21 protein-coding genes and 1 pseudogene are annotated in these 25877 nt (G+C 71.0%); 12 read left to right on the forward strand and 10 right to left on the reverse strand.

The window, feature by feature from the left end; translation table 11 throughout:
• The first annotated feature begins 92 nt into the window (after positions 1–92).
• The 3 genes from F0344_RS28155 to F0344_RS28165 all read left to right on the forward strand — a co-directional run bounded on the left by F0344_RS28155 (position 93) and on the right by F0344_RS28165 (position 7270).
• Positions 93–827 carry a VIT1/CCC1 transporter family protein gene (locus F0344_RS28155; protein WP_185301432.1) on the forward strand — a complete coding sequence of 245 codons (735 nt, stop codon included), beginning with the start codon at positions 93–95 and terminating at the stop codon, positions 825–827.
• A 430-nt stretch (positions 828–1257) separates the two neighbouring features.
• Positions 1258–5817, forward strand: coding sequence for a glutamate synthase large subunit (gene gltB, locus F0344_RS28160; RefSeq protein WP_185301433.1), 4560 nt, complete (start codon positions 1258–1260; stop codon positions 5815–5817).
• The gene (locus tag F0344_RS28165) at positions 5810–7270 is read left to right on the forward strand and encodes a glutamate synthase subunit beta (protein WP_185301434.1); all 1461 of its coding nucleotides are present in this window, start codon (positions 5810–5812) and stop codon (positions 7268–7270) included. Before gltB ends, F0344_RS28165 begins: the two co-directional genes overlap by 8 nt.
• Positions 7271–7435: 165 nt before the next feature.
• Here the strand turns inward: F0344_RS28165 and F0344_RS28170 are convergent, their stop codons facing one another.
• Entirely contained in the window at positions 7436–8356 is a 921-nt protein-coding gene (locus tag F0344_RS28170; protein ID WP_185301435.1) for a rhomboid family intramembrane serine protease, read from the reverse strand.
• Between the two features lie 426 nt (positions 8357–8782).
• On the opposite strand from F0344_RS28170, the gene F0344_RS28175 reads away from it, so the two are divergent.
• A complete protein-coding gene (locus F0344_RS28175) occupies positions 8783–9370 on the forward strand; it encodes a HutD/Ves family protein (protein WP_185301436.1) in 588 nt (195 codons plus the stop codon).
• On the opposite strand, the gene F0344_RS28180 is transcribed toward F0344_RS28175, so the two are convergent.
• On the reverse strand, positions 9349–9618 hold the full coding sequence (locus F0344_RS28180; RefSeq protein ID WP_185301437.1) for a hypothetical protein: 270 nt from the start codon (positions 9616–9618) through the stop codon (positions 9349–9351). The two genes, F0344_RS28175 and F0344_RS28180, sit on opposite strands and share 22 nt — an antisense overlap.
• Between F0344_RS28180 and F0344_RS28185 the strand changes: the two are divergent.
• A pseudogene (locus F0344_RS28185) lies at positions 9596–9865 on the forward strand (pyridoxamine 5'-phosphate oxidase family protein); the annotation flags it as partial. The gene F0344_RS28180 and the pseudogene F0344_RS28185 sit on opposite strands and share 23 nt — an antisense overlap.
• A 96-nt stretch (positions 9866–9961) precedes the next feature.
• On the opposite strand, the gene F0344_RS28190 reads toward F0344_RS28185, so the two are convergent.
• Complete coding sequence (locus F0344_RS28190; protein ID WP_185301438.1) at positions 9962–10942, reverse strand: acyl-CoA dehydrogenase family protein; 981 nt, start codon at positions 10940–10942, stop codon at positions 9962–9964.
• Positions 10942–12087: an acyl-CoA dehydrogenase family protein gene (locus tag F0344_RS28195; RefSeq protein WP_185301439.1), complete on the reverse strand. Its 1146-nt coding sequence runs from the start codon at positions 12085–12087 to the stop codon at positions 10942–10944. The genes F0344_RS28190 and F0344_RS28195 overlap by 1 nt, the downstream gene beginning before the upstream one ends.
• Before the next feature lie 126 nt (positions 12088–12213).
• Here F0344_RS28195 and F0344_RS28200 point away from each other — a divergent pair, with 126 nt between their 5' ends.
• The 5 genes from F0344_RS28200 to F0344_RS28220 all read left to right on the forward strand — a co-directional run bounded on the left by F0344_RS28200 (position 12214) and on the right by F0344_RS28220 (position 17157).
• Positions 12214–12978 carry an SDR family oxidoreductase gene (locus F0344_RS28200; protein WP_185302937.1) on the forward strand — a complete coding sequence of 255 codons (765 nt, stop codon included), beginning with the start codon at positions 12214–12216 and terminating at the stop codon, positions 12976–12978.
• A gap of 30 nt (positions 12979–13008) precedes the next feature.
• The gene (locus F0344_RS28205; RefSeq protein ID WP_185301440.1) at positions 13009–13620 is read left to right on the forward strand and encodes a TetR/AcrR family transcriptional regulator; all 612 of its coding nucleotides are present in this window, start codon (positions 13009–13011) and stop codon (positions 13618–13620) included.
• A gap of 100 nt (positions 13621–13720) precedes the next feature.
• The gene (locus F0344_RS28210; RefSeq protein ID WP_185301441.1) at positions 13721–14884 is read left to right on the forward strand and encodes an acetyl-CoA C-acetyltransferase; all 1164 of its coding nucleotides are present in this window, start codon (positions 13721–13723) and stop codon (positions 14882–14884) included.
• A gap of 232 nt (positions 14885–15116) precedes the next feature.
• Positions 15117–15320, forward strand: coding sequence for a cold-shock protein (locus tag F0344_RS28215; RefSeq protein WP_015607926.1), 204 nt, complete (start codon positions 15117–15119; stop codon positions 15318–15320).
• A gap of 166 nt (positions 15321–15486) precedes the next feature.
• Positions 15487–17157, forward strand: coding sequence for a DEAD/DEAH box helicase (locus tag F0344_RS28220; protein ID WP_185301442.1), 1671 nt, complete (start codon positions 15487–15489; stop codon positions 17155–17157).
• A gap of 198 nt (positions 17158–17355) precedes the next feature.
• On the opposite strand, the gene F0344_RS28225 is transcribed toward F0344_RS28220, so the two are convergent.
• The 4 genes from F0344_RS28225 to F0344_RS28240 are packed head-to-tail and all read right to left on the reverse strand — an operon-like array spanning position 17356 to position 20757.
• Positions 17356–18405, reverse strand: coding sequence for an NAD(P)H-dependent flavin oxidoreductase (locus tag F0344_RS28225; RefSeq protein ID WP_185301443.1), 1050 nt, complete (start codon positions 18403–18405; stop codon positions 17356–17358).
• A complete protein-coding gene (locus tag F0344_RS28230; RefSeq protein ID WP_185301444.1) occupies positions 18405–19145 on the reverse strand; it encodes a CoA-transferase subunit beta in 741 nt (246 codons plus the stop codon). The genes F0344_RS28225 and F0344_RS28230 overlap by 1 nt, the downstream gene beginning before the upstream one ends.
• A complete protein-coding gene (locus F0344_RS28235; RefSeq protein WP_185302938.1) occupies positions 19142–19996 on the reverse strand; it encodes a CoA transferase subunit A in 855 nt (284 codons plus the stop codon). Before F0344_RS28235 ends, F0344_RS28230 begins: the two co-directional genes overlap by 4 nt.
• 11 nt (positions 19997–20007) lie before the next feature.
• A complete protein-coding gene (locus F0344_RS28240; RefSeq protein ID WP_185301445.1) occupies positions 20008–20757 on the reverse strand; it encodes an enoyl-CoA hydratase family protein in 750 nt (249 codons plus the stop codon).
• An 89-nt stretch (positions 20758–20846) separates the two neighbouring features.
• Here F0344_RS28240 and F0344_RS28245 point away from each other — a divergent pair, with 89 nt between their 5' ends.
• Positions 20847–21800, forward strand: coding sequence for an SDR family oxidoreductase (locus F0344_RS28245; RefSeq protein WP_185301446.1), 954 nt, complete (start codon positions 20847–20849; stop codon positions 21798–21800).
• Between the two features lie 86 nt (positions 21801–21886).
• On the opposite strand, the gene F0344_RS28250 is transcribed toward F0344_RS28245, so the two are convergent.
• A complete protein-coding gene (locus tag F0344_RS28250) occupies positions 21887–22780 on the reverse strand; it encodes a hypothetical protein (RefSeq protein WP_185301447.1) in 894 nt (297 codons plus the stop codon).
• A gap of 260 nt (positions 22781–23040) precedes the next feature.
• Here F0344_RS28250 and F0344_RS28255 point away from each other — a divergent pair, with 260 nt between their 5' ends.
• Positions 23041–23814 carry a S1 family peptidase gene (locus F0344_RS28255; RefSeq protein ID WP_185301448.1) on the forward strand — a complete coding sequence of 258 codons (774 nt, stop codon included), beginning with the start codon at positions 23041–23043 and terminating at the stop codon, positions 23812–23814.
• A 147-nt stretch (positions 23815–23961) separates the two neighbouring features.
• On the opposite strand, the gene F0344_RS28260 is transcribed toward F0344_RS28255, so the two are convergent.
• Positions 23962–25770, reverse strand: coding sequence for a glycoside hydrolase family 35 protein (locus F0344_RS28260; RefSeq protein ID WP_185301449.1), 1809 nt, complete (start codon positions 25768–25770; stop codon positions 23962–23964).
• Positions 25771–25877: the final 107 nt, after the last annotated feature.

Genomic DNA, 25877 nt, shown 5'->3' on the forward strand with positions numbered 1-25877 from the left:
TCCTTGCTGGCGGGAGACGTTTTTCGTGCGTAGTTTCGAGGATGTTGGCGGGGGCGGAACGCAGAAGACCGCCTCCGGAGAAGGGGAGAGCTGTGTCCATCATCGAGACCGACGCCGTCCTGCACGAGTCGCACCGCGACAACCACACCCACCGTGATGTGAACGGTGGCTGGCTGCGTCCCGCGGTGTTCGGCGCGATGGACGGGCTGGTCTCCAACCTCGCGCTGATGACCGGTGTGGCGGGCGGTTCCGTCTCGCAGCAGACGATCGTGATCACCGGGCTGGCGGGCCTGGCCGCGGGCGCGTTCTCCATGGCGGCCGGCGAATACACCTCCGTCGCCTCGCAGCGTGAGCTCGTCGAGGCCGAACTCGAAGTCGAGCGAGGGGAGTTGCGTAAGCACCCCAAGGACGAGATGGCGGAGCTCGCCGCGCTCTACACCTCCCGCGGGGTCGATCCCCTGCTGGCCCACGAGGTCGCCCGGCAGCTGTCCAGGGACCCCGAACAGGCGCTGGAGATCCACGCCCGCGAGGAACTCGGGATCGACCCCGGCGACCTGCCGTCGCCGCTCGTCGCCGCCGTCTCCTCCTTCGGCGCCTTCGCGCTCGGCGCGCTGCTGCCCGTACTGCCCTATCTGCTCGGTGCCACCGCGCTCTGGCCCGCCGTGCTGCTCGCCCTGTTCGGCCTCTTCGGCTGCGGAGCCGTGGTGGCCAGGGTCACCGCCCGCAGCTGGTGGTTCAGCGGTCTGCGCCAGCTCGTGCTCGGTGGCGCGGCCGCCGCGCTCACCTACGGACTCGGCATGCTCTTCGGCGTGGCGGTCGGCGGCTGATCCGGCGGCCTGCCTGCCGCGGCCGGCTCCCTACCCGTAGTCCCGGGCATTGCCCATGCGCCGACGGTGTGACGTACGTCTTGGTCGACCTCCCTGGGCGGAACGGCCTTCCACGACGTAAAATGAGTCTCTATACAGGACTACACATAAGTAGTCGTTACTCGGCGGTTTCATTTGCGCGACCGCTGGGCAAGAGGCGTAGAAACGCGGGCAACGACGCTCGCTCTCTGCGGTCTCCCCCGGGTGCTGACCGGACGACGGTCCACCTCGACTGTTGACTCACCTCCGCCACGTGATCGTGGCGTCCGCATGTTGGAACGGACTATCCGCTTTTTGAGAAGCGTTCCATCATGTAACCTGCACGAAATTTCGCAGAGGGCCAACGTCGTCCCTCGGCACTGCATATGCCACGACGACGACGGGAGAGCCGATGCGTTCCGACGCCTGGTCGCCCATGGACGGTCGCCCCGCCCAGCAGGGGATGTACGACCCCCGTAACGAGCACGACGCCTGCGGCGTCGGGTTCGTGGCCACTCTGACCGGTGTGGCCAGCCATGAGCTGGTCGAGCAGGCGCTGACCGTACTGCGCAACCTCGAACACCGCGGCGCCACAGGATCCGAGCCCGACTCGGGTGACGGCGCCGGCATTCTCCTTCAGGTTCCGGATGCCTTCCTGCGGGAAGAGGTCGTCTTCGACCTCCCCGAGGCCGGCTCCTACGCCGTCGGGATCGCCTTCCTGCCCGCGGACGGCTCCACCGAGCACGTCCGCAAGATCGAGAAGATCGCCGCCGAAGAGGGCCTCAAGGTCCTCGGCTGGCGCCAGGTCCCGGTCACCCCGGACCTCCTGGGCAACGGGGCCCGCACGACCATGCCCGAGTTCCGCCAGCTCGTCGTCGCGGACGGCGAGAGCGCCGGCATCGCGCTCGACCGCAAGGCGTTCGTCCTGCGCAAGCGCGCCGAGCGCGAGGCAGGGGTGTACTTCCCCTCGCTCTCCGCACGCACGATCGTCTACAAGGGAATGCTCACGACCGGGCAGCTGGAGCCCTTCTTCCCGGACCTCTCCGACCGCCGCTTCGCCACCGCGGTCGCGCTGGTCCACTCGCGCTTCTCCACGAACACCTTTCCCAGCTGGCCGCTCGCACACCCGTACCGTTTCGTCGCGCACAACGGCGAGATCAACACGGTCAAGGGCAACCGCAACTGGATGGAGGCCCGCGAGTCCCAGCTCGCCTCCGGCCTCTTCGGCGCGGAGCAGCTGGACCGGATCTTCCCCGTCTGCACCCCGGACGCCTCCGACTCGGCCTCCTTCGACGAGGTCCTGGAGCTGCTCCACCTCGGTGGCCGCTCGCTGCCGCACTCGGTGCTGATGATGGTGCCCGAGGCATGGGAGAACCACGCCTCGATGGAGCCCGCCCGCCGGGCCTTCTACCAGTACCACGCCACGATGATGGAGCCCTGGGACGGCCCCGCCTGCGTCACCTTCACCGACGGCACCCAGGTCGGCGCGGTCCTCGACCGCAACGGTCTGCGCCCCGGCCGCTACTGGGTCACCGACGACGGCCTCGTCGTCCTGTCATCCGAGGTCGGCGTCCTGGACATCGACCCCGCGAAGGTCGTCCGCAAGGGCCGCCTCCAGCCCGGCAAGATGTTCCTCGTCGACACCGCCGAGCACCGCATCATCGAGGACGACGAGATCAAGGCGTCCCTCGCCGCCGATGAGCCGTACCAGGAGTGGCTGGAGACCGGCGAGATCGAGCTCTCCGACCTCCCCGAGCGCGAGCACATCGTGCACACCCACGCCTCGGTCACCCGCCGCCAGCAGACCTTCGGCTACACGGAGGAAGAGCTCCGCGTCATCATCGCGCCGATGGCCCGCACCGCGGGTGAGCCGCTCGGCTCCATGGGCACGGACTCGCCGATCGCCGCCCTGTCCGAGCGTCCCCGGCTGCTCTTCGACTACTTCACCCAGCTCTTCGCACAGGTCACCAACCCGCCGCTGGACGCCATCCGCGAGGAGCTCGTCACCTCGCTGCGCTCCACACTGGGCCCCCAGGGCAACATCCTGGAGCCGACGGCCGCAACCTGCCGCAACGTCGCCCTGCCGTTCCCGGTGATCGACAACGACGAGCTGGCCAAGCTCATACACATCAACGCCGACGGCGACATGCCGGGCATGAAGGCGGCCACGCTCTCCGGTCTCTACCGGGTCAGCGGCGGCGGCGACGCCCTCGCCGCCCGGATCGAGGCGATCTGCACCGAGGTCGACGCCGCCATCGAGGACGGCGCCCGCCTGGTCGTCCTCTCCGACCGGCACTCCGACGCCGAGCACGCGCCGATCCCCTCGCTGCTCCTCACCTCGGCCGTCCACCACCACCTCATCCGCACCAAGCAGCGCACCCAGGTGGGGCTGCTGGTCGAGGCCGGTGACGTCCGCGAGGTCCATCACGTCGCGCTCCTGATCGGCTACGGCGCCGCCGCGGTCAACCCGTACCTGGCGATGGAGTCCGTCGAGGACCTCGTCCGCGCCGGTACGTTCATCGAGGGCATCGAGGCCGAGCAGGCCATCCGGAACCTGATCTACGCGCTCGGCAAGGGCGTCCTGAAGGTCATGTCCAAGATGGGCATCTCGACCGTGGCCTCCTACCGGGGCGCCCAGGTCTTCGAGGCCGTCGGCCTGGACGAGGCCTTCGTCGCGAAGTACTTCAACGGCACCGCCACCAAGATCGGCGGCGCCGGACTCGACGTCGTCGCCAAGGAGGTCGCCGCCCGGCACACCAAGGCCTACCCCTCCTCCGGCATCGCGGCCTCGCACCGTGCGCTGGAGATCGGCGGCGAGTACCAGTGGCGCCGCGAGGGCGAGCCGCACCTGTTCGACCCGGACACGGTCTTCCGCCTCCAGCACGCCACCCGCAACCGCCGGTACGACATCTTCAAGCAGTACACGGGCCGGGTGAACGAGCAGTCCGAGCGCCTCATGACGCTCCGCGGCCTGTTCGGCTTCGCGGGCGGACGGGAGTCGATCCCGGTCGACGAGGTCGAGCCCGTCTCCGAGATCGTCAAGCGCTTCTCCACCGGCGCCATGTCGTACGGCTCGATCTCCGGCGAGGCGCACGAGACGCTCGCCATCGCCATGAACCAGCTGGGCGGCAAGTCCAACACCGGTGAGGGCGGCGAGGACGCCGACCGCCTGTACGACCCGGCGCGCCGCTCGTCCATCAAGCAGGTCGCCTCCGGCCGCTTCGGTGTGACCAGCGAGTACCTGGTCAACGCGGACGACATCCAGATCAAGATGGCGCAGGGCGCCAAGCCCGGCGAGGGCGGCCAGCTGCCCGGCCACAAGGTCTACCCGTGGGTCGCCAAGACCCGGCACTCCACCCCGGGTGTCGGACTGATCTCCCCGCCGCCGCACCACGACATCTACTCCATCGAGGACCTGGCTCAGCTGATCCACGACCTCAAGAACGCCAACCCGGCGGCCCGCATCCACGTGAAGCTGGTCTCCGAGGTCGGAGTCGGCACGGTCGCCGCTGGTGTCTCCAAGGCCCACGCGGACGTCGTCCTCATCTCCGGCCACGACGGCGGCACGGGCGCGTCCCCGCTCACCTCCCTCAAGCACGCCGGCGGCCCCTGGGAGCTCGGCCTCGCCGAGACCCAGCAGACCCTGCTGCTCAACGGCCTGCGCGACCGCATCGTCGTGCAGACCGACGGCCAGCTCAAGACCGGCCGCGACGTCGTCATCGCCGCACTGCTGGGCGCCGAGGAGTTCGGTTTCGCGACCGCGCCGCTCGTCGTCTCCGGCTGCGTCATGATGCGCGTCTGCCACCTGGACACCTGCCCGGTCGGCATCGCCACCCAGAACCCCGTCCTGCGTGAGCGGTTCTCCGGCAAGGCCGAGTACATCGTCAACTTCTTCGAGTTCATCGCCGAAGAGGTCCGCGAGATCCTCGCCGAGCTGGGCTTCCGTACGATCGAGGAGGCCGTCGGCCACGCCGAACTCCTCGACACCGACCGGGCCGTGACGCACTGGAAGGCACAGGGCCTCGACCTGAAGCCGCTCTTCCACGTGCCGGACCTGCCCGAGGGCGCGGTACGCCACCAGGTCGTCGAGCAGGACCACGGCCTCGCCAAGGCGCTCGACAACGAGCTGATCAAGCTCGCCGCCGACGCGCTCGGCGCGGAGAGCGCCGAGGCCGCCCAGCCGGTCCGGGCGCAGATCGCGATCCGTAACATCAACCGGACGGTCGGCACCATGCTCGGCCACGAGGTCACCAAGAAGTTCGGCGGTGCGGGCCTGCCCGATGACACCATCGACGTGACCTTCACCGGCTCAGCCGGCCAGTCCTTCGGCGCCTTCGTCCCGCGCGGTGTCACGCTCCGCCTGGAGGGCGACGCCAACGACTACGTCGGCAAGGGCCTCTCCGGAGGACGCGTCGTCGTCCGCCCGGACCGCGGCGCCGACCACCTCGCCGAGTACTCCACCATCGCGGGCAACACCATCGCCTACGGTGCGACCGGCGGCGAGCTGTTCCTGCGCGGCCGGACCGGAGAACGGTTCTGTGTCCGTAACTCGGGCGCGATGGTCGTCTCGGAAGGCGTGGGCGACCACGGCTGCGAGTACATGACCGGTGGCCACGCCGTCGTCCTCGGCGAGACCGGACGCAACTTCGCCGCGGGCATGTCCGGCGGTGTCGCGTACGTCATCGACCTGGACCGCGACAACGTCAACATCGGCAACCTCGGTGCGGTGGAGACGCTCGACGACACCGACGAGCAGTGGCTGCACGACGTCGTGCGCCGCCACCAGGAGGAGACCGGCTCCACGGTCGCCGAGAAGCTGCTGGGCGACTGGGACACCTCGGTGACCCGCTTCAGCAAGATCATCCCGTCCGCCTACAAGGCAGTGCTCGCCGCCAAGGACGCCGCTGAGCTCGCCGGTCTCTCCGAGCAGGAGACCACCGAGAAGATGATGGAGGCGGCGGCCAATGGCTGACCCCAAGGGCTTCCTGACCACCGGCCGCGAGGTCGCCGAGACCCGCCCCGTCGGTGAGCGGCTCAAGGACTGGAACGAGGTCTACGTTCCGGGCTCCCTGCTGCCGATCATCAGCAAGCAGGCCGGCCGCTGCATGGACTGCGGCATCCCGTTCTGCCACAACGGCTGTCCCCTCGGAAACCTCATCCCCGAGTGGAACGACTTCGCCTACCGCGAGGACTGGACGGCGGCGTCCGAGCGCCTCCACGCCACGAACAACTTCCCGGAGTTCACGGGCCGTCTGTGCCCGGCCCCGTGCGAGTCGGCGTGTGTGCTCGGCATCAACCAGCCGGCCGTCACCATCAAGAACGTCGAAGTCTCCATCATCGACAAGGCGTGGGACAGCGGCGACGTCACCCCGCAGCCGCCCGAGCGCCTCTCCGGCAAGACCGTGGCCGTCATCGGCTCCGGCCCGGCCGGTCTGGCCGCCGCCCAGCAGCTGACCCGGGCCGGCCACACGGTCGTCGTCTACGAGCGCGCCGACCGCATCGGCGGCCTGCTCCGCTACGGCATCCCCGAGTTCAAGATGGAGAAGTCGCACATCAACCGCCGCATCGAGCAGATGCGCGCGGAAGGCACCAAGTTCCGCACGGAGGTGGAGATCGGCAAGGACATCGACGCTGCCAAGCTCCGCCGCCGCTACGACTCGGTCGTCATCGCAGCCGGCGCCACCGTCTCCCGCGATCTGCCCGTCCCGGGCCGTGAGCTGAACGGCGTGCACTTCGCGATGGAGTACCTGCCGCTCGCCAACAAGGTGCAGGAGGGCGACCTGACGGTCTCCCCGATCACCGCCGAGGGCAAGCACGTCGTCGTCATCGGCGGCGGCGACACCGGCGCCGACTGCGTCGGCACCGCCCACCGCCAGGGCGCGGCCTCCGTCACCCAGCTGGAGATCATGCCGAGGCCGGGCGAGGAGCGGAACGCCAACCAGCCGTGGCCGACCTTCCCGATGCTCTACAAGGTGACCTCCGCGCACGAGGAGGGCGGCGAACGGGTCTACTCCGTCTCGACCACCCACTTCGAGGGCGATGAGGACGGCAACGTCCAGGCACTCCACCTGGTCGAGGTGGAGTTCAAGGGCGGTAAGCTGGAGCAGAAGCCCGGGACCGAGCGGCGGATTCCCGCCCAGCTCGTGACCCTGGCGATGGGCTTCACCGGTACCGACCAGGCCAACGGCCTCGTCCAGCAGTTCGGCCTCGACCTCGACGAGCGGGGTAATGTGGCCCGGGACGAGGACTACGCGACCAACGTCGACGGCGTGTTCGTCGCCGGTGACGCGGGCCGAGGCCAGTCACTGATCGTCTGGGCCATCGCCGAGGGCCGCTCCGCGGCACGCGGCGTGGACCGATTCCTGACCGGGACCAGCGCACTGCCGGCCCCGATCCGCCCGACGGACCGTTCACTCACGGTCTGATCGCGGCACACAAAGACGTCCCGTACAACGGCGTACGGAACTGAACGCGGCGCCTGCCTTGTCCCCGACCGGACTCTGGTGGGCGCCGTGGCGCGTCCGGGGGCAGTTGCCCCCCCGGCTCCCGGCCCGGCCCCCGTCAGGGCCGGGCCGGGACCGTTTCCGGCGTCAGGCGCCACCTGCCCCTGTCAGGGTGGCCGTCTTCGAGGCCACGACCACCGCGAACAGGCACAGCAGGATCAGACCCCCGCCGATCTGCGCCGGGGTGGTCTTGAACCTCGCGGGTGCGTAGGCGAGGAACCAGGTGACCAGGGCGCCGGTCAGCAGGCCGCCGAGGTGCCCCTGCCATGAGGTGAACCAGGCCGAGACGACCAGCCAGAGCAGCAGACCGGTCAGCAGACGGTTCACGGCCCGCATGTCCCGGCCGAGCCGCCGGCTGATGATGTGGTACGCCGCCCCGAGGCCGAAGACCGCGCCGGACGCACCCACCGTCACCGTGTCCGGGGCGACGGCGTAGACGAGCACCGAGCCGCCCACGGCGGAGAGCAGATAGAGCGCCAGATACCGGGCCCGGCCCAGCTGCACCTCGACGGCCCGGCCCAGGTTCCACAGCGAGAGCATGTTGAAGACCAGGTGCATCACACCGAACGAGGCGTCGGGCGGCAGATGCAGGAAGGCACCGGTCAGCAGCCGGTACCACTCGCCGTCCGCGATCCCGATGAGCTCGTACCCGGGGAAGACCGCGCCCTCGTAGTAGTAGTGCTCACCCTGCGCGTCGACCAGCGCGGCACCGAGTACGGCGGACCGGTCCACCAGCGAGGGAACAGCCACCTCGGCGACGTACGCCAGGACGTTCAGCCCCATCAGGGCGTACGTCACGACCGGCGTCGTCGCCATGGAGGCCGCGCCACCGAAGACCCTGCGGGCCCGTCGGACGGAGCGCTGTCCCTCCTTCACGCACTCCACGCAGTGATGGCCGACCGCGGCCTCCCGCATGCAGTCGGGACAGATGTAGCGGTCGCAACGGGTGCAGCTCACATACGTCTCGTACGACGGGTGGCGGTAGCACCTGGTGGCGGCGGCCTCCATGGCCGGCTCCTTCATGGGTCGACAGAGAGGAAAGGCCGGTGGGGACGGCGGCGATCAAGATAGCGAACGCGGCTGACAGCTCGTCGGCCCGGGTACCCTGCTTGACCTACCCTCAGAAGCCGGGACCGCGGGACCGCAGGGCTGTGAGGCTGCGGGCCTCGTCAGCTCCCGGTCTTCCGGGCTCCCGGATTCCCGGGCTCAGAAGTCAGAAGTCAGCAGAACGCAGAACGCAGAACGCATCACGCATCACGCATCACGCATCACGCAGAAATCAGAACGCAGAACGGAGACCTTCATGCCCGGCTCGCCCGCGGCCCCGGGGCCGGCCATCGGCCTCCGCACGGTGGAGGAGAGGAACGGCGGCGTCCAGGCGCTCGCCGGCTCCCGGCGCCGGCCGGCAGCAACTACGGCACGGGGCACCGTCCGATGACGCTGCGCGTGCTGAGGGCGGCCGGGCGGGCGACGGCGCCGTGGCGGAACGGCGGCGGAGTCACCCGGGAGATCGCCGTCTGGCCCGAGGGCGCCGCGTCGGACGCCTTCGACTGGCGGATCAGCCTCGCGGAGGTGGCGGCGGACGGACCGTTCTCCGCGTTCCCGGGCGTCCACCGAACCCTGACAGTGGTCGAGGGCGAGGGCATGGATCTGATGGTGGGCGGGGAGCACCACATCATCGACGAGCCGTACTGGCCGTACGACTTCCCCGGCGACCTGCAGACCGTCGGCCACCTCCTCGGCGGCCCGGTCGTCAACTTCAACGTCATGTACCGCAGATACCGCACGGAGGCCGCGACCGCCGTCGTCCGCGGCACCGTCCGGCTGATGCCGCCGGACGGTGGCGCGGTCCTCGCCCTCGCGCTGGAGGACGGCGCCGTCCTCGACGGCACGGACATCGAACTCGGCCGGTACGACGCGGTCCTGGCGACCGGCGAGTCACCGGGCGTGTTCCGGACGATGGGCTCCGCGGTGGTGGTGACGCTCGGGCCGGTGAACCGTTACGCCCCCGGCCCCCCGTAGGTGTGCACCGGCGAGGACGCCGGAGGGGCGGGGGACTGCGGCAGACCCATCCGCTGGGCGACCGGCATGACCGCGGCGCCGAACCTGTCCATCGCCTCCTGGGACTCCCCGAGGTCGTAGATCTCCAGCCCCGTGCCGGTCGCGACACAGACGTGCGAGAGGCAGCCGGCGACCGTGTCGCCGGACTGCGCCTGGAGTTCGCCGTTGGGGGCGTCGTACTGGCCCGACCCGGGAGCCGGAGCGGACACGGCGGACCGTGACGTCCGGATCTCCGGCCGCGCGGTGGAGGTGACCGATCCGGAGACGCTGGCGCGCTTCATCGAGGACGCGAACCCGCCGGTGCCCTTCCACCTGTTCCGTACGGAACTGACGGAGGTGGTGCACACGGGCCTGGAGGGCGGGGACACCCTGGTCGTCCAGTCCTGGCGCCCGGGCCGGCCTGTGCGCACGATCCGCCGGACCAACGACGAAAGCCCGGCCACTGGAGGCCCGTGACGGCCGCGACGGGCGAGAACAGTCCAGCCCTGTCAAGCCCGTCCGGCGATTGAGGACGAGGACGGCCGCCGGACGGGCCCGGCCACTCCCACCCGCTCACCCCGCGAGCACCCGCCCCCGGCACACCTCCGGCGTCCCCCACGCATCCCGCAGCGGTCGCGCCTTCCGCAGCCACAGCGCGAGGTCCAGCTCCTCCGTGTAGCCCACCGCACCGTGCAGCTGGAGCGCGGTGCGGGCCGCTGTGTACGCGGCCCCGCCCGCCGCCAGCTTGGCGGCCGCCACGTCCGCCCCGGCCCGGGCCGCACCCTCCGCCAGGGACACCGCCGCCCCGTACACCAGCGGCCGGGCGAACTCCAGCCCGGTCAGCGTGTCGGCCAGCCGGTGCTTGACCGCCTGGAAGGACCCGATGGCCGTACCGAACTGGGTCCGCCGCTTCACGTACTCCACCGTGGCTCGCAGCAGCGCCTCTCCCACGCCCACCGCCTGGGCCGCCGTCGCGAACGCCGCCCAGTCGCCTGCCACCCGGGCCCCTTCCGCCACGTGCGTCCCACGGGCGAGCAGTGTCCCCCCGTCGTCCGGCGAGAACAGCCGCCGTGCCGGGTCCGCCGACACACGGAACGCCCCGGGTCCGGACGCGAGCCACAGTTCCTCCCCGCGCACCGTGAACACGGCGTCCACCGCGTCCGCGTCCAGCGCGTACGGACCGTCCAGACGCAAGGTCGCCGTCGCGGCGCCGGAGGACAGCCGGGGCAGCCACTCCTTCGCCGCCGGACCGCCCACCACGCTCAGCAGCACCGAAGCCGCGACCGTTTCCACCACCGGGCCTGGCATCGCGTGCCGCCCCAGCTCCATGAAGGAGACGGCGACCTCCACGGGCAGCGGTCCCACCCCCTCGTACGTCTCCGGAACCGCCAGCGCGAAGACACCCGCGTCCGCGAGCCGCGACCACAGGGCGCGCCCCGGCCCGTGGTCCCCGGCCGCCCACGCCCGTACCACCGAAGGTGTGCCCGTGGCGGTGAGCAGCGCGTCCAGGGAACGGGCGAACTCCCGCTGCTCCGCGTCGAGAACGAACCGCATCAGCGCCGCCCCTTCGGCAGACCGAGCAGCCGCTCGGCGATGATGTCCCGCTGGATCTCGTTCGTGCCCGCGTAGATCGGACCGGCGAGAGCGAAGACGTAGCCCTGCGCCCACTCGCCGTCCGCGAGTTCCGCTTCCGGGCCCAGCAGATCGAGCGCGGTCTCGTGGAGCGCGATGTCGTACTCGGACCAGAAGACCTTGTTCAGGCTCGACTCCGCGCCGATCGTGTCGCCCGCCGCGAAGCGAGAGGCGTACGCGAAGGTGAACAGCTGATACGCCCGGGCCCCCACCACCGCGTCCGCGACCCGGTCCCGCAGCCCACTGTCCGACGGGTCGCCGTGCGTGCGCCACAGCGCCGCCAGCCGGTCCGCGGCTGCCAGGAACCGGCCGGGGGAGCGCAGGGTGAGCCCCCGCTCGTTGCCGGTGGCCGACATGGCGATCCGCCAGCCCTGGCCCGGCTCCCCGATCACGTCCTCGTCCGGTACGAACACCTCGTCCAGGAAGAGTTCGGCGAACGCCGGCTTGCCGTCGAGCCGCCCCACCGGCCGGACCGTGACACCGGGCGCCGCCAGATCGAACATCAGATACGTCAGCCCGTGATGCGGCCTGGCGGCCTCCGGGTCCGAGCGGAAGATCCCGAACGCCCGGTCGGCGAACGCGGCCCGCGAGGACCACGTCTTCTGCCCCGACAGCAGCCAGCCGCCGTCCGTGCGTACCGCCCGCGACCGCAACGACGCCAGGTCCGAACCGGATTCCGGTTCCGACCACGCCTGCGCCCAGATCACCTCCCCGCTCGCCATCGGCGGCAGGATCCGGGCGCGCTGCTCGGCGGTGCCGTGGTCGAAGAGTGTCGGGGCGAGGAGGCTGATGCCGTTCTGCGAGACCCGACCCGGCGCGCCCGCCGCGTAGTACTCCTCCTCGAAGGCCAGCCACCCGAAGATGTCGGCGTCCCGCCCGCCGTACGCGGACGGCCAGGAGACGGCCGACCAGCGGTCCGCGTGCAGCCACGCTTCCCAGTTCCGGTGGGCGGCGAACCCCTCTGCGGTCTCCAGCGAGGGCAGGGGGCGGTCCGGGACCCGGTCCCGCAGCCACGAACGGGCCTCGGCCCGGAAGGCGTTCTCCGCGTCGGTGTGCGACAGATCCATCGGCCATCCTTCCCTAACAAGTGTTTGGTAGATTAACGTACGCGCATGAGCACCGTCGAGGACGCGGAAACCGGGGGCGCGGCGGGCGCCCCCCACCGGCACTCCGGCACGGGCCCACCGGCCCCCATGCCGGGACACGGGTTGCTGACAGGCCGCACGGCCGTCGTCACCGCGGCCGCGGGGGCGGGCATCGGCGGCGCCACCGCCCGCAGATTCCTGGAGGAGGGCGCACAAATCGTCATCGGCGACGCCCACGCCAGACGCCTCAAGGAGACCGAACAGGCCCTCGCCGAAGAGTTCGGCCCCGGCCGGGTCACCTCCCTGCCCTGCGACGTCACCGACGAGGCCCAGGTCCAAGCCCTCTTCGCCCACGCCGAACGGGCCCACGGCGGCCTCGACATCGTCGTCAACAACGCGGGCCTCGGCGGCACCGCCGAACTCACCGAGATGACCGACGACCAGTGGTCCACGGTCCTGGACGTCACCCTGAACGGCACCTTCCGCTGCACCCGCGCCGCCCTGCGCTCCCTCAAGGCGGCCGGCCGCGGCGGCGTCCTCGTCAACAACGCCTCCGTCATCGGCTGGCGCGCCCAGACCGGCCAGGCCCACTACGCCGCCGCCAAGGCCGGCGTCATGGCACTCACCCGCTGCGCCGCCGTCGAGGCCGCCGCCTACGGCGTCCGCGTCAACGCCGTCGCCCCCAGCCTCGCCATGCACCCGCACCTGGCGAAGGTCACCTCGGCCGCCCTCCTGGCGGAACTGACCACGAAGGAGGCGTTCGGCCGGTACGCCGAACCCTGGGAGATCGCCAACGTCATCGTCTTCCTGGCGAGCGGCTACTCCTCGTACATGACGGGCGAGGTCGTCTCCGTCAGCAGCCAACATGCCTGACGGGCCGCGCACCGGGCGGACAATGGCCAGGTGCCTACCAAGAAGAAGCCCCAGGTGACCCCCTCGCCCGCGCGGCGCCGAGAACTGCTCGCCACCGCCGCCGAAGTCTTCGCCGCGCAGGGATACAACGCCACCACCGTCCGCAAGATCGCGGACGAGGCGGGGATGCTCGCGGGCAGCCTCTACTACCACTTCGACTCCAAGGAATCGATGGTCGACGAAATCCTCTCCACCTTCCTCGACGAGCTCTGGGAGGGCTACGACGCTGTGCTCGGCGCCGGGCTCGGCCCCAGGGAGACCATCGAGGCCCTCGTCACCGAGTCCTTCCGGGAGATCGACCGGCACCGCGCCGCCGTCGCCATCTACCAGAAGGAGTCCAGGCACCTCTCCGCCCAGCCACGCTTCGGCTACCTCGCCGACTCGCAGCAGAAGTTCGAGAAGGCATGGCTCGGCACGCTGGAGCGCGGCGTCGCCGAACACGTCTTCCGCGCCGACCTGGACATCCGGCTCACGTACCGCTTCGTCCGCGACACCGTGTGGGTCGCGGCCTCCTGGTACCGGCCCGGCGGACAGCACAGCCCCGAGGAGATCGCCCGCCAGTACCTCTCGATGGTGCTGGACGGCATCGCCCTGCGCACCTGACCGATCCGTCCCGACCGGCCCGCACCTGATCCGCCCGCGCTTGATCCGCCCGTACCTGATCCGCCCGTACCCGAGATCCGTGACCCGAGGAGCGGCAGCCATGGCCGAGGCATACATCGTCGAAGCGGTACGCACCCCCGTCGGCAGGCGCGGCGGAGGTCTCGGCGCCGTCCACCCCGCCGACCTCGGCGCGCACGTCCTGAAAGCACTCGTCGCCCGCAGCGGCATCGACCCCGCCGCCGTCGAGGACGTCGTCTTCGGCTGCCTCGACACGGTCGGGCCACAGGCCGGGGACATCGCCCGCACCGCCTGGCTGGCCGCGGGCCTCCCCGAGGAGGTTCCCGGTGTCACCGTCGACCGCCAGTGCGGCTCCTCCCAGCAGGCCCTGCACTTCGCCGCCCAAGGAGTCCTCTCCGGCACCCAGGACCTGGTCGTCGCCGGCGGCACGCAGAACATGACACAGATCCCGATCGCGTACGCCTCCCGGCAGGCCGCGGAACCGCTCGGCCTCACCCAGGGGCCGTTCGCGGGCAGCGAAGGCTGGCGCGCCCGGTACGGCGACCAGCCGGTCAACCAGTTCCACGGCGCCCAGCTGATCGCCGAGAGGTGGGGCATCAGCCGCCGGGACATGGAGGAGTTCGCGCTCACCTCCCACCGGCGGGCGGTCCGCGCCATCGACGAGGGCCGCTTCCGGCGCGAGACGGTGCCGTACGGCGACGTCACCACGGACGAGGGGCCGCGTCGCGACACCACCCTGGAGAAGATGGCCGCACTGAAACCGGTCGTGGACGGCGGCACGATCACCGCCGCCTGCTCCTCGCAGGTCTCCGACGGCGCCGCCGCCCTGCTCATCGCCTCCGAGCGCGCCCTCGCGGACCACGGACTCACCCCACGAGCCCGCATCCACCACCTCTCGGTACGCGGCGAGGACCCCATCCGGATGCTCTCGGCACCGATCCCCGCCACCGCGTACGCGCTGAAGAAGGCCGGGATGACGATCGACGACATCGACCTCGTCGAGATCAACGAAGCGTTCGCACCCGTCGTGCTGGCCTGGCTCAAGGAGACCGGCGCCGACCCCGAGCGCGTCAACGTCAACGGAGGCGCCATCGCGCTCGGTCACCCCCTCGGCGCGACCGGTGCCAAGCTGATGACGACCCTCCTGCACGAACTGGAGCGCACGGGCGGACGCTACGGCCTGCAGACCATGTGCGAGGGTGGCGGCCAGGCCAACGTCACCGTCGTCGAACGGCTCCGGCCGTGAAAATCTCCGCCCGGCGGCGTGGCGTGATCCACCAGGCCCCCCGCCGGACGAGATGACGTGCTACGGTGGTCCAGTTGCAGTTTTGGTACCCATGAACTTTATGTGCGCCTGACGGGAATGCTTCCTCAGGCGCTTTATTGTTTTCCGGCTTTCTCCGGGTGGGGCTCAATGCGGCGACTTGGAATTCGTAAAGTGCGGATTTCCGGCACTGCACCTATTTTAGGAGATCGACATGGCTACTGGAACCGTGAAGTGGTTCAACTCGGAAAAGGGCTTCGGCTTCATCGAGCAGGACGGCGGCGGCGCCGACGTCTTCGCCCACTACTCCAACATCGCCACCCAGGGCTTCCGTGAGCTCCAGGAGGGCCAGAAGGTCTCCTTCGACGTCACGCAGGGCCAGAAGGGCCCGCAGGCGGAGAACATCGTCCCGGCCTAATCGCCGGACGCGTACCTCGCGACCGGGGCCCGCACCGTGAAGGTGCGGGCCCCGGTTTGTGCTGTCTCCGGGACATCCCGCTTTGTGCTGCATCCTGGGGCGCACATCAAGCAGTCCACCAAGCATTCCGCAGTAACCCAGGAATCCCCCAGGAGGGCAATTCCGTATGACCCGCTCCGAACGCCAGGACCGACCGGCCACGCGCACCACCCGTCCGACCAGAGGACGTGGCCCGGCCCAGGCACAGGCATCCGGCCGGGGAGCAGGCAAGGCGCCGACCAGGCGCCGCGCCGCGTCCCCCCAGGGTGAGTTCGCCCTGCCGGAATCCATGACCCCCGCCCTGCCCGCCGTCGATGCGTTCGCCGAGCTGGACATGCCCGCAGCACTGCTCAAGACGCTTACCGCGCAGGGCGTCACCGAGCCCTTCCCCATCCAGGGCGCCACCCTGCCGAACTCGCTGGCGGGCCGGGACATCCTCGGCCGTGGCCGTACCGGCTCCGGCAAGACGCTCGCCTTCGGCCTGGCCCTGCTGGCCCGCACCGCCGGCCGCCGCGCCGAGCCGCGCGCCCCGCTGGTGATGGTCCTCGTCCCGACCCGTGAGCTCGCGCAGCAGGTCACCGACGCCCTCACGCCGTACGCGACGTCCGTGAACCTGCGGCTCGCCACCGTCGTCGGCGGTATGTCGATCAGCAAGCAGTCCGGCACGCTGCGCCGCGGCGCCGAGGTGCTCGTCGCCACGCCGGGCCGGCTGAAGGACCTCATCGAGCGCGGCGACTGCCGTCTCGACGACGTCGCGATCACCGTCCTCGACGAGGCCGACCAGATGGCCGACATGGGCTTCATGCCGCAGGTCGTCGCCCTGCTCAAGCAGGTCGAGCCGGACGGACAGCGGATGCTGTTCTCCGCGACCCTGGACAAGAACATCGACCGCCTGGTCAAGATGTTCCTGACCGACCCGGTCGTGCACTCCGTCGACCCGTCCGCCGGTGCGGTCACCACCATGGAGCACCACGTGCTGCATGTCATGGACGAGACCGACAAGAAGGCCGTCGCCCTCAGGATCGCCGCCCGTGAGGGACGCGTGATCATGTTCGTCGACACCAAGCGTGCCGCAGACCGCTTCGCCAAGCGACTTCTCGCCAGCGGTGTACGGGCTGCCGCCCTGCACGGCGGCCGGTCCCAGCCGCAGCGGAACCGGACCCTGGACCAGTTCAAGACCGGCGAGGTCACCGCGCTCGTCGCGACGAACGTGGCGGCCCGTGGCATCCACGTCGACGACCTCGACCTGGTTGTCAACGTGGACCCGCCCACCGATCACAAGGACTACCTCCACCGCGGCGGGCGCACGGCGCGCGCCGGGGAGTCGGGCAGCGTCGTCACGCTGGTGCTGCCGGAGGAGAAGCGCGAGATGACCCGGCTGATGCAGGACGCGGGCATCGCCCCGCGCACCACCCGCATCAAGTCGAGCGACGAGGAACTGACCCGGATCACTGGTGCCCGCGAGCCCTCCGGGATCGCGATCATCATCGAGGTCCCGCAGCCGACCCAGCCGAAGGCTCGTACGCGGCCGGGTGGTGCGGCGGGCTCGACGTCCGGCGGATTCCGCGCCGGCAGCCGTGGCCGTGGGCGCCGCGGTGGCGCCGGTGGTGCCGGTGGTGAAGGCCGCTCCGGTGGTACGGGCACGGGCGCGGGTGCCGGTTCCGTGCGCGGCGGCGGTGCGGGTGCGGGCCGTGGCGGCGAGTCCCGCGGTGCTGGTGCGGGCCGAGCGGGCGGTGCGGGCCGTGCGGCCGGTGCGGGTCGCGGTGGCTCCGCGTCACGTGGCCGCCGGGCGGCGTAACACGAAGACGCGGTGACGAGGACGGAGTGACCGGTCACCCGGTCACCGTTCCGTCCTCAATCGCCGGACGGGCTTGGAAAACCGAGCCCGTCCGGCGAAGTCATGTCCGGGAGCCGGGGGCCAAGCCCCTCCGAGCCGAGCAGCGCCACAAATCAAGCCCGTCCGGCGATTGAGGACCGGGAGCCGCACAGCCCCGGCTCACCGCCCCCGCGGCAGAGCCCCAAGCGTGCGGTCCGCCTCCGCCATCACCCGCTCCACCAGTTCCGCCACGCTCGGCAGGTCCTCGATCAGGCCCGCGACCTGGCCCGAGGCCATCACCCCGAGGTCCGTCCGGCCGTCGACCATGGCGGCCTTGAGCAGCATGGGGGTGTTGGCCGCCAGCAGGACCTGGCTCCACGACAGATCCTTGCCGTGCTTCATCGCGAGACCGTCCCGCACCATCTCCCGCAGGCTCAGCCCCGTGAGCCGCCGGAACCCCGCCGCCCTGCGCACCGCCGTCGCCAGCGCCCTCGCCCGGCCCGCGTTCTCCAGCGCGGCGACCATCTCCGTACGCAGCATCCGGTGCGGCAGACCGTCCACCGCACGCGTCACCGTGACGTCCTTGACCCCCGCCGTCAGATACCGGGCCTTCACCGCGTCCGGGACCGTGGAGTCGGACGTCAGCAGGAAGCGCGTCCCCATCGCGACACCCGCCGCCCCGAACGCCAGCGCCGCGACCAGACCCCGGCCGTCGTGGAATCCGCCTGCCGCGATCACCGGGATGCCGACCGCGTCCACCACCTGCGGCAGCAGCACCGTCGTCGCCACGTCCCCCGTATGCCCGCCACCCTCGCCGCCCTGCACGATCACCGCGTCCGCCCCCCACGCGGCGACCTTCTCGGCATGGCGCCGGGCTCCGACCGACGGAATGACGACCACCCCCGCGTCCTTCAGCTCCGCGATCAGATCCTTCGACGGGGCCAGCGCGAAGGACGCCACCTTCACCCCCTCCTCGACGACGACCCGTACCCGCTCGCGCGCGTCACCCGCGTCCGCGCGAAGATTCACCCCGAACGGCGCGCCGGTACGGGAGTTGACCTCGCGCACCGCCGCGCGCAGCTGCTCCACGGTCATCGTCGCGGACGCCAGGATGCCCAGGGCGCCCGCCTGGGCGGTGGCGGACACCAGCCGGGGGCCGGCGACCCATCCCATACCCGTCTGCACGATCGGGTGCCTGATCCCGATGAGTTCGGTGAGCCGGGTGCGCATCAGCCCCTGACCTCCCGGTCGCGGGTGCCCGCCGGGTCGATGACCTCGCGGATCAGACGGAGTTCCCCTGCGGTGGGCTCGCGGGTGTCCGGGACCTCGTCCGCGACCGTCAGCGCGAACCCGGTGGCCTCGCGGACCCGGTCCACGCTCACCCCCGGATGCAGGGAGGCCAGCCGCATGGAGTGGTCCGGCGTCGCGAAGTCGAAGACCCCGAGATCGGTGACCACACGCGGAATGCGATGGAAGCGGGAGGCCGAAGGTCCCGCCGCGGCCGCACTGTCGTAGCCCACGCCGCAGATCATGTCGACACGTTCGACGAACACCCTGGGTGAGTGCCTGGGGACCCAGTAACTGACCGCATTGTTGAGGGTGTTGACGGGTGCGCCACGGACCCCGAGGAGCTGGCGGGCGGGCCGGTCCCAGTCGCCGATGCAGGAGATGTTCTGGTTGCCGAACCGGTCGATCTGGCTCGCGCCCATCATCACGTGCCGTCGGCCACCGGTGACCATCGTGAGGTGCCTGCGGTAGGGCAGCCAGCCTTCCGTGACCCCGTCCGCACCGACGATCAGCGCCTCGCCGTCGGTGAGGAGCAGGCCGGGGGAGAAGGTCCTTTGTGCGAGACGGGCGCCGACGGAGGGGATCAGCCCCATCGGGCTCGCCAGCACTTCACCGTTGTCGCGCCACGCCTCGGCGCACGCGATCACGCAGTACTCGGCCCGCGTGACGTTCCGCCGCGTCATCGCTGCTCCTCGTGCCAGGTCCGCACCGCCGACCGGTAGTCCTTCTCGCTGCCGTGCGGGGGCAGGAACCGTGCCGCGAACTCCGCCCAGGCCGCGGGGTCCGAGGCGGCGGCCGCGTACGCCTTCTGGAACGGCTCGTCGCGGGGGTGGTCGGGGGCGCAGGAGGTGAAGTGCGCTCCGTTCGGGGACTCGACGACTCCGGTGACGGTGTGCCGTTTGATGAGGAGCGTCTGCGGGGCGGCCCGCGCGGTCAGTTCGGCGGTCTCCACGAGTCGCTCGCAGGAGACGTACGCGGTGTCGGCGGCCTCGCAGAACAGGTCGTCGAAGTACGGATCGGGCCCCAGGTACTGGCCGTTGCCCAGCCGGTCCGCACGGTTCACGTGGACCAGCGCGGCGTCCAGCCGCAGGGCCGGCACCGCGACCAGCTCCTCGGCGTCCTCGTAGGGTGAAACCACCGTCCGCAGACCCGGGTTGACCCGCATCACGTCGGAGCCGAGACCGGCCCGCACGGGGAGGAACGGCAGCCGGTTCGCGGCGGCGTGCAGCCCCCACATGAACATCGCCTCGTCGATCTCCATCAGTTCGAACGCACCGCGTTCGCGGGCCGCCCGGAAGTGCGGTTCGAGGGGGATCGAGTCGAGCGTGACGAAGGCCGCCACCAGCTTGCGGATCTTCCCGGCCGCGGCGAGGAGGCCGACGTCCGGCCCGCCGTACGCCACCACGGTCAGATCGGTGACGGGGGACCGGAGCAGTGCCCGTACCAGCGCCATCGGCTTGCGGCGCGAACCCCAGCCGCCGATGCCGAGCGTCATACCGCTGTCGAGACGGGCGACGGCTTCCTCGGCCGTCATGGTCTTGTCGGTCACGGTCGTGCCTCCTTGCCGAAGGTGTCACGGACGCGGTCGGCGACACCGCTGAGGTTGGCCTCGAAGGTGAAGCCCTGCTCGAAGCGGTAGCTGCGGTGTACGTCCACCGGGTCGATCCCGTTGATGGCGGCCTTGGCCAGCCGGATCAGACAGCCGTCCTTGCGGGCGATCTCCACCGCCAACTCCATCGCCGCTCCCATGAGTTCGCCTTCCGGTACGACCTTCCAGACCGAACCGTGGGCGTGCAGTTCGGCGGCGGTCGCGGTGCGTGAGGTGTAGTACAGCGCACGCATCAGGTGCTGCGGGACCAGCCGCGCCAGATGAGTGGCCGCGCCGAGTGCGCCGCGGTCCAGTTCCGGCAGACCGAAGGTGGCGTCCTCGCTCGCCACGATCACATCCGCGTTGCCGGCGAGCCCGATACCGCCGCCCAGGCAGAAGCCGTTCACCGCGGCGACGACCGGGACCTCGCAGGTGTACACGGCGGAGAACGCCTCGAAGCAGCCGCGGTTGGCGCCGATCAGGGTGCCGTGCCCCGTATCGCCCTGCACCTCCTTGATATCGACGCCCGCGTTGAAGCCGCGCCCGGCGGCGGCCAGGACGAGACAGCGGACCCCGGGGTCACGGCCTTCGGAACGGACCGCGTCGGCGAGGTCGTACCAGCCCTGTACGGGAAGGGCGTTGACCGGCGGGTAGTCGACGGTGACCAGGGAAACGGCTTCGCTGGGGCGTGAGGTGGAGACACTCATGGGCGGATCAGCTACCTTTCCACCAAACATTTGTTAGGTGTGGAAGGTAGCAGCCTGCCACCCCGACGCCAACAGGGGAGATGTGACAGATGACCACGACCGTGGGCAGTACCGGCCTCTGCGCGGGCCGGGTCGTCGTCGTGACGGGAGCGGGGCGGGGGCTCGGCCGCGCCCACGCGCTGGCCTTCGCCGCCGAGGGGGCGAAGGTCGTCGTCAACGACCTCGGGGTCGGCCCCGCGGGCGACGGCAACTCGCCGGGACCGGCTCGGGAGGTGGCCGAGGAGATCCTCGCGGCAGGCGGCGAAGCGGTGGTCAACGGGGGCGACATCGCGACGACGGACGGGGCGACGTCCCTGGTCACCGCCGCGCTGGACGCCTTCGGCCGGCTGGACACCCTGGTCAACAACGCGGGATTCCTGCGCGACCGGATGCTCGTGAATCTGACCGAGGACGACTGGGACGCCGTGATGAGGGTCCATCTCAAGGGCCACTTCCTGCCCCTGAAACATGCGGCCGCGCACTGGCGGGCGGAGGCCCGGGCGGGACGGACGCCGACGGGCCGGGTGATCAACACCAGCTCCGGCGCGGGGCTCCTCGGCAGCGTGGGCCAGTCCAACTACGCCGCCGCGAAGGCCGGCATCCTCGCCCTGACCCTGGTCGCCGCCGAGGAGCTGGGCCGCTACGGAGTCCAGGTCAACGCCATCGCACCGGCCGCCAGGACCAGGATGACCGAGCAGACGTTCGCGGAGACGATGGCGGCGCCCGGGGCCGGAGCGTTCGACGCGATGGCCCCCGAGAACGTCTCCCCTCTCGTGGTGTGGCTCGGTTCCACCGCGAGCGAGGGCGTGACAGGCCGCGTCTTCGAAGCGGAAGCGGGCCGGATCACGGTCATGGAGGGCTGGCACCGGGGCCCCACGACGGACCGGGGCGCCCGCTGGACCCCGGGGGAGGCGGGGGAGACGGTTCGCGCGCTGCTGCGGGTGGCGAAGGCGCCGGGCGCGGTGTACGGGGCGGCGCCCGGTCCCGGCCCGTCCGGCGTTTGAGGGCCGGGGCCCGGGGCGGAGCCGCGGTTACGGGAGGTGCGGGCAGGCAAAGGTGCGGGCAGGCAAAGGGAAGCCGCCCGCACCCCTCACGTATCGCACTCCAGCACCGCCCGGCACACCCCGCACCGCACCCGCACCCGCCCCCGCACCACGACCCGGATGCGCTGGTGGCAGGTGGGGCAGCCGAACGACACCCGCAAGCCCTCGCCGCCGTTCTCGAAGGAGTACGGGACACCCGGGTCGGCCACCGCCCCCGGATGATCCCGGGCATACCGCCGGTCCTTCGCATAGCGCCGCCGGCCCACCCACCCCGCCGCCGTCGACGGCGGCTGCCGCCCGTCGCGCAGCGCAAGTTCCCGCCCCTTCGCGTACGCCGTGTACGCCTGCGCGCTCGTGAACCAGGGCGAGGGGTCCTCGTCGAAGACCAGCGCCCGCTTCGCCAGCACGTACCCGAACTCCTCCGGAGTGAGATAGCCCAGCTTCTGGCTGGATGTCGCGTCCTCACGGAAGGCGTCCAGGAGCAGCCAGCCGGCACCGAGATAGGCCGCCGCCGTGTCGGTGAGGATCTCGTTGTCGCGCGTGCCGGGGAACTCGAGCCCGAGACGGTGCAGCAGTACGTGCATGACCTCGTGCGCCAGCGCCGCGCCGATGTCCCGCCGATGCGTACGGAACCGGTCATTGAGCTCGATGAAGTACTCCGGCCCCGCTGCCAGTTCGACACTCGCGGCATGGTCCATCCGCCGGAAACCGACGATCATCCGCGCATCGGGCAGACGCAGGTGCTGGACCATCGCATGAGCCACCCGCTGCGCCCCGAGATGCAGATCGTCCACATCGGAGAAGGCGGCGTCGGCGGGCACGAGACTCGTGGCGTACGCCTGCATGCCATCGGGGGAGATCCGCCGGTACAGCGCGGTGATCGCCGACCGGACGGTGTCGAGATGCGGGAACCCATGGACCACCGGGCTGCCGTCAGTCACGCCGGAACCCCCATCCGTAACGCTCGACGGACTCCCACTGTATGCCGGGAGGCGCCTGGACGAGCCGTCGTACACCCCTTGGGCATGGCCGGAAAGTACGCCTTGTGGGGCGGTGATCACCTCCCGATAATCGGAACGCGTCTTTGTCGTGGTCATGCCTAGAACTGCCCGGCAGGACTCCGGCACAGGCGCGCAACCCCGTGCACGGCAAGCCCGTGCACGGCACCCCCCATGCGTTCCCCACGAAAGAAGGCAGTCCGTTGAAGCAGCTTCTGCGTGCACTGAAAAGATGCACCGTCATAGCCGCCGTGGCCCTCGCCACAGTCAGCCTCCAGCCCACCGCCTCCGCGGCCCCCGCTCCCGTCGTCGGCGGAACCCGCGCCGCCCAGGGCGAATTCCCCTTCATGGTCCGGCTCTCCATGGGCTGCGGGGGCGCGCTGTACGCGAAGGACATCGTCCTGACCGCCGCGCACTGCGTGAGCGGCTCGGGCAACAACACCTCCATCGTCGCCACCACGGGCGTCGTCGACCTCCAGTCGTCCGCCGCCGTCAAGGTCAGGTCCACCAAGGTCCTCCGGGCCCCCGGATACAACGGCACCGGCAAGGACTGGGCGCTCATCAAGCTGGCCTCGCCCGTCAACCAGCCCACGCTGAAGATCGCCACGACCACCGCCTACAACCAGGGCACCTTCACCGTCGCGGGCTGGGGCGCGGCCACCGAGGGCGGCGGCCAGCAGCGCTACCTCCTCAAGGCCAACGTGCCGTACGTCTCCGACGCCGCCTGCCAGGACGCGTACGGCGGCTCCCTCGTCCCCAGCGAGGAACTCTGCGCCGGATACCTCGCCACCGGCGGCGTCGACACCTGCCAGGGCGACTCCGGAGGCCCCATGTTCCGCAAGGACAACGCCGGAGCCTGGCTCCAGGTCGGCATCGTCAGCTGGGGCGAGGGCTGCGCACGGGCCGGCTACCCCGGGGTGTACACCGAGGTCTCGACCTTCGCCTCCGCCATCGCGTCAGCCGCAGCGACACTCTGACGCGCCCCGGCCCAGCCCGGTCGGCGGCAGCGACACTCTGACGCGCCCCGGCCCAGCCCGGTCGGCGGCAGCGACACTCTGACCGCGCTGCGCGGCCCGGTCGGCGGCAGCCACACTCTGACCCCGCTGCCCGGACCAGCTCACTGATCACACCTGAACACCCCCGGGGGTGCCCGTGCGGACGGGCACCCCCGGACCCAGTTCCACGAACGGGTCGCCGGCCCCCTCCAGCTCCAGCACCCACACCTCGTTGGAGCCGGCCCGCAGCACCGGGCCCGGCACGAACAGCTTCTCCTGCGGCCCGGCCGACCAGTACCGCCCCAGGCAGAAGCCGTTGACCCAGACGAATCCCCGCACCCAGCCCGGCAGCTCCACCCCACCGTCCCCGACCCCGGACCCGGGAGCCTCGAACGTCCCCCGGAACAGACCCGTCAGCCCCGCCGTGGAACCATCCGCCGACCGGAACCCGACCCCCGACACCCCATCCGCCCCCTCGAACGCGTCGAGCCGCAGCGCACGCGCCCGCACCCCGTGCAGGAACTGCCGCTCATGCAGCACCCCGCCCGTGACGCCCTTGGGCTCACCCAGCCGGCGCCCGTAATTGACCCGGCCCAGCGACTCCACCCACAGCTCGACCTCCGCGGGCCCCGCGACCGGCTCCGCGAGCGTGCCCTCCTCCTCGGTCAGCACACCGGCCCGCACCCCGTCCACGTAAACCACCGCCCGGTCCCGGAGCCCCACCGCGCCCAGCGCGTACGGCCGGCGCGGACCCGGCACCGCGACCCGGTACCGCACCAGCCCACGGTCCACACCCAGCTCCTCGAACGTCGGCGGCACCCCGCTCTCCGCCGTCTCCGGATCACCCAGCGCCTCCAGCACCCCCGCAAGCGGCGCCCACTGAGTCAGCCGGACCCGCACCGTCTCCCGTAGTACGGCCGACGGCGCCGGCAGCTCAGGAAGCGGGCCGTCCGCGAACTCGGCGAGGACCTCACGCATCAGCCGGAACTTCTCCGTGGGCCGCCCGTACTCATCGACCGGAGCGTCGTAGTCGTACGACGTCACCGTGGACCGCAGCTCCTCGTCCTGAAGCGGACCCGAACGGTTCGCCCCCGACCAGCCCGCGAAATTCGTCCCTCCGTGCGCCATGTAGATGTTCACCGACGCCCCGCACTCCAGGATCTCCCGCAACGCCCCGGCAGCCTCCGCCGGATCCCGCACGACCGGGTCGGCCCCCCAGTGCTCGAACCAGCCGCACCAGAACTCCATGCACATCAGCGGCCCCTTCGGCTGATGACGGCGCAGCACCCGGAACGCCTCCCGCGCACCCGACCCGAAGTTCGCCGTCGCCAACAGCCCCGGCACCGAACCACCGGTCAGCATGTGATCCTCAGGCCCGTCCGACGTGAACAGCGGCACCGTGATCCCGCACTGCCGCAGCAGCCCCGTCAACTCCCGCAGATGGACCCGGTCACTGCCGTAGCTCCCGTACTCGTTCTCGCTCTGCACCATGAGCACGGGCCCGCCACGGTTGATCTGCCGCCGCACCACCTGCGGCAGCAACTCCCGGAACCACCGCTCCACCGTCGCCAGATACTCCGCGTCACGCGTCCGCACCCGCCGCCCGAACCGCCCCGTCACCCAGACCGGCAGCCCGCCGTTCTCCCACTCGGCGCAGATGTACGGCCCCGGGCGGACGATCGCCCACAGCCCGGCCCGGTGCGCCGCGTCCAGGAAACGGCCCAGCGCGTCCACGTCACGGAACCGGCCGGGCCGCGGCTCATGAAGATTCCACGGCACATACGTCTCCACACAGTTGAGCCCCATGGCCCGCAGCATCGCCAGCCGGTGATCCCACTGCTCCTCGTGCACCCGGAAGTAGTGCATCGCCCCCGACAACAGGCGTACGGGCTCGCCGTCGAGCAGAAAGTGGTCGTCCCCCACGGTGAAGTCAGGCATCGTGCTCGTACTCTCCTGTGTGCCTCGGTGTCCGCGACCGGCTCCCCACCCGCCGGTCGGACCCACTGTCGCCCTCTGGCGTACGACGGGTCCATGGACAAAGATCA

Source organism: Streptomyces finlayi (assembly GCF_014216315.1).
In the GTDB taxonomy this organism is placed as follows: domain Bacteria; phylum Actinomycetota; class Actinomycetes; order Streptomycetales; family Streptomycetaceae; genus Streptomyces; species Streptomyces finlayi_A.

Excerpts from the sequence above, each read along its gene's own strand:
- F0344_RS28190 (WP_185301438.1), bottom strand. The coding sequence starts at position 10,942 with ATGCGGTTCGTTCTCGACGCGGAGCAGCGGGAGTTCGCCCGTTCCCTG.
- gltB (WP_185301433.1), top strand. The coding sequence starts at position 1,258 with ATGCGTTCCGACGCCTGGTCGCCCATGGACGGTCGCCCCGCCCAGCAG.
- F0344_RS28210 (WP_185301441.1), top strand. The coding sequence starts at position 13,721 with ATGGCCGAGGCATACATCGTCGAAGCGGTACGCACCCCCGTCGGCAGG.
- F0344_RS28245 (WP_185301446.1), top strand. The coding sequence starts at position 20,847 with ATGACCACGACCGTGGGCAGTACCGGCCTCTGCGCGGGCCGGGTCGTC.
- F0344_RS28225 (WP_185301443.1), bottom strand. The coding sequence starts at position 18,405 with ATGCGCACCCGGCTCACCGAACTCATCGGGATCAGGCACCCGATCGTG.
- F0344_RS28165 (WP_185301434.1), top strand. The coding sequence starts at position 5,810 with ATGGCTGACCCCAAGGGCTTCCTGACCACCGGCCGCGAGGTCGCCGAG.
- F0344_RS28235 (WP_185302938.1), bottom strand. The coding sequence starts at position 19,996 with ATGACGGCCGAGGAAGCCGTCGCCCGTCTCGACAGCGGTATGACGCTC.
- F0344_RS28175 (WP_185301436.1), top strand. The coding sequence starts at position 8,783 with ATGACGCTGCGCGTGCTGAGGGCGGCCGGGCGGGCGACGGCGCCGTGG.
- F0344_RS28195 (WP_185301439.1), bottom strand. The coding sequence starts at position 12,087 with ATGGATCTGTCGCACACCGACGCGGAGAACGCCTTCCGGGCCGAGGCC.
- F0344_RS28200 (WP_185302937.1), top strand. The coding sequence starts at position 12,214 with ATGCCGGGACACGGGTTGCTGACAGGCCGCACGGCCGTCGTCACCGCG.
- F0344_RS28170 (WP_185301435.1), bottom strand. The coding sequence starts at position 8,356 with ATGGAGGCCGCCGCCACCAGGTGCTACCGCCACCCGTCGTACGAGACG.
- F0344_RS28230 (WP_185301444.1), bottom strand. The coding sequence starts at position 19,145 with ATGACGCGGCGGAACGTCACGCGGGCCGAGTACTGCGTGATCGCGTGC.
- F0344_RS28215 (WP_015607926.1), top strand. The coding sequence starts at position 15,117 with ATGGCTACTGGAACCGTGAAGTGGTTCAACTCGGAAAAGGGCTTCGGC.
- F0344_RS28260 (WP_185301449.1), bottom strand. The coding sequence starts at position 25,770 with ATGCCTGACTTCACCGTGGGGGACGACCACTTTCTGCTCGACGGCGAG.
- F0344_RS28220 (WP_185301442.1), top strand. The coding sequence starts at position 15,487 with ATGACCCGCTCCGAACGCCAGGACCGACCGGCCACGCGCACCACCCGT.
- F0344_RS28240 (WP_185301445.1), bottom strand. The coding sequence starts at position 20,757 with ATGAGTGTCTCCACCTCACGCCCCAGCGAAGCCGTTTCCCTGGTCACC.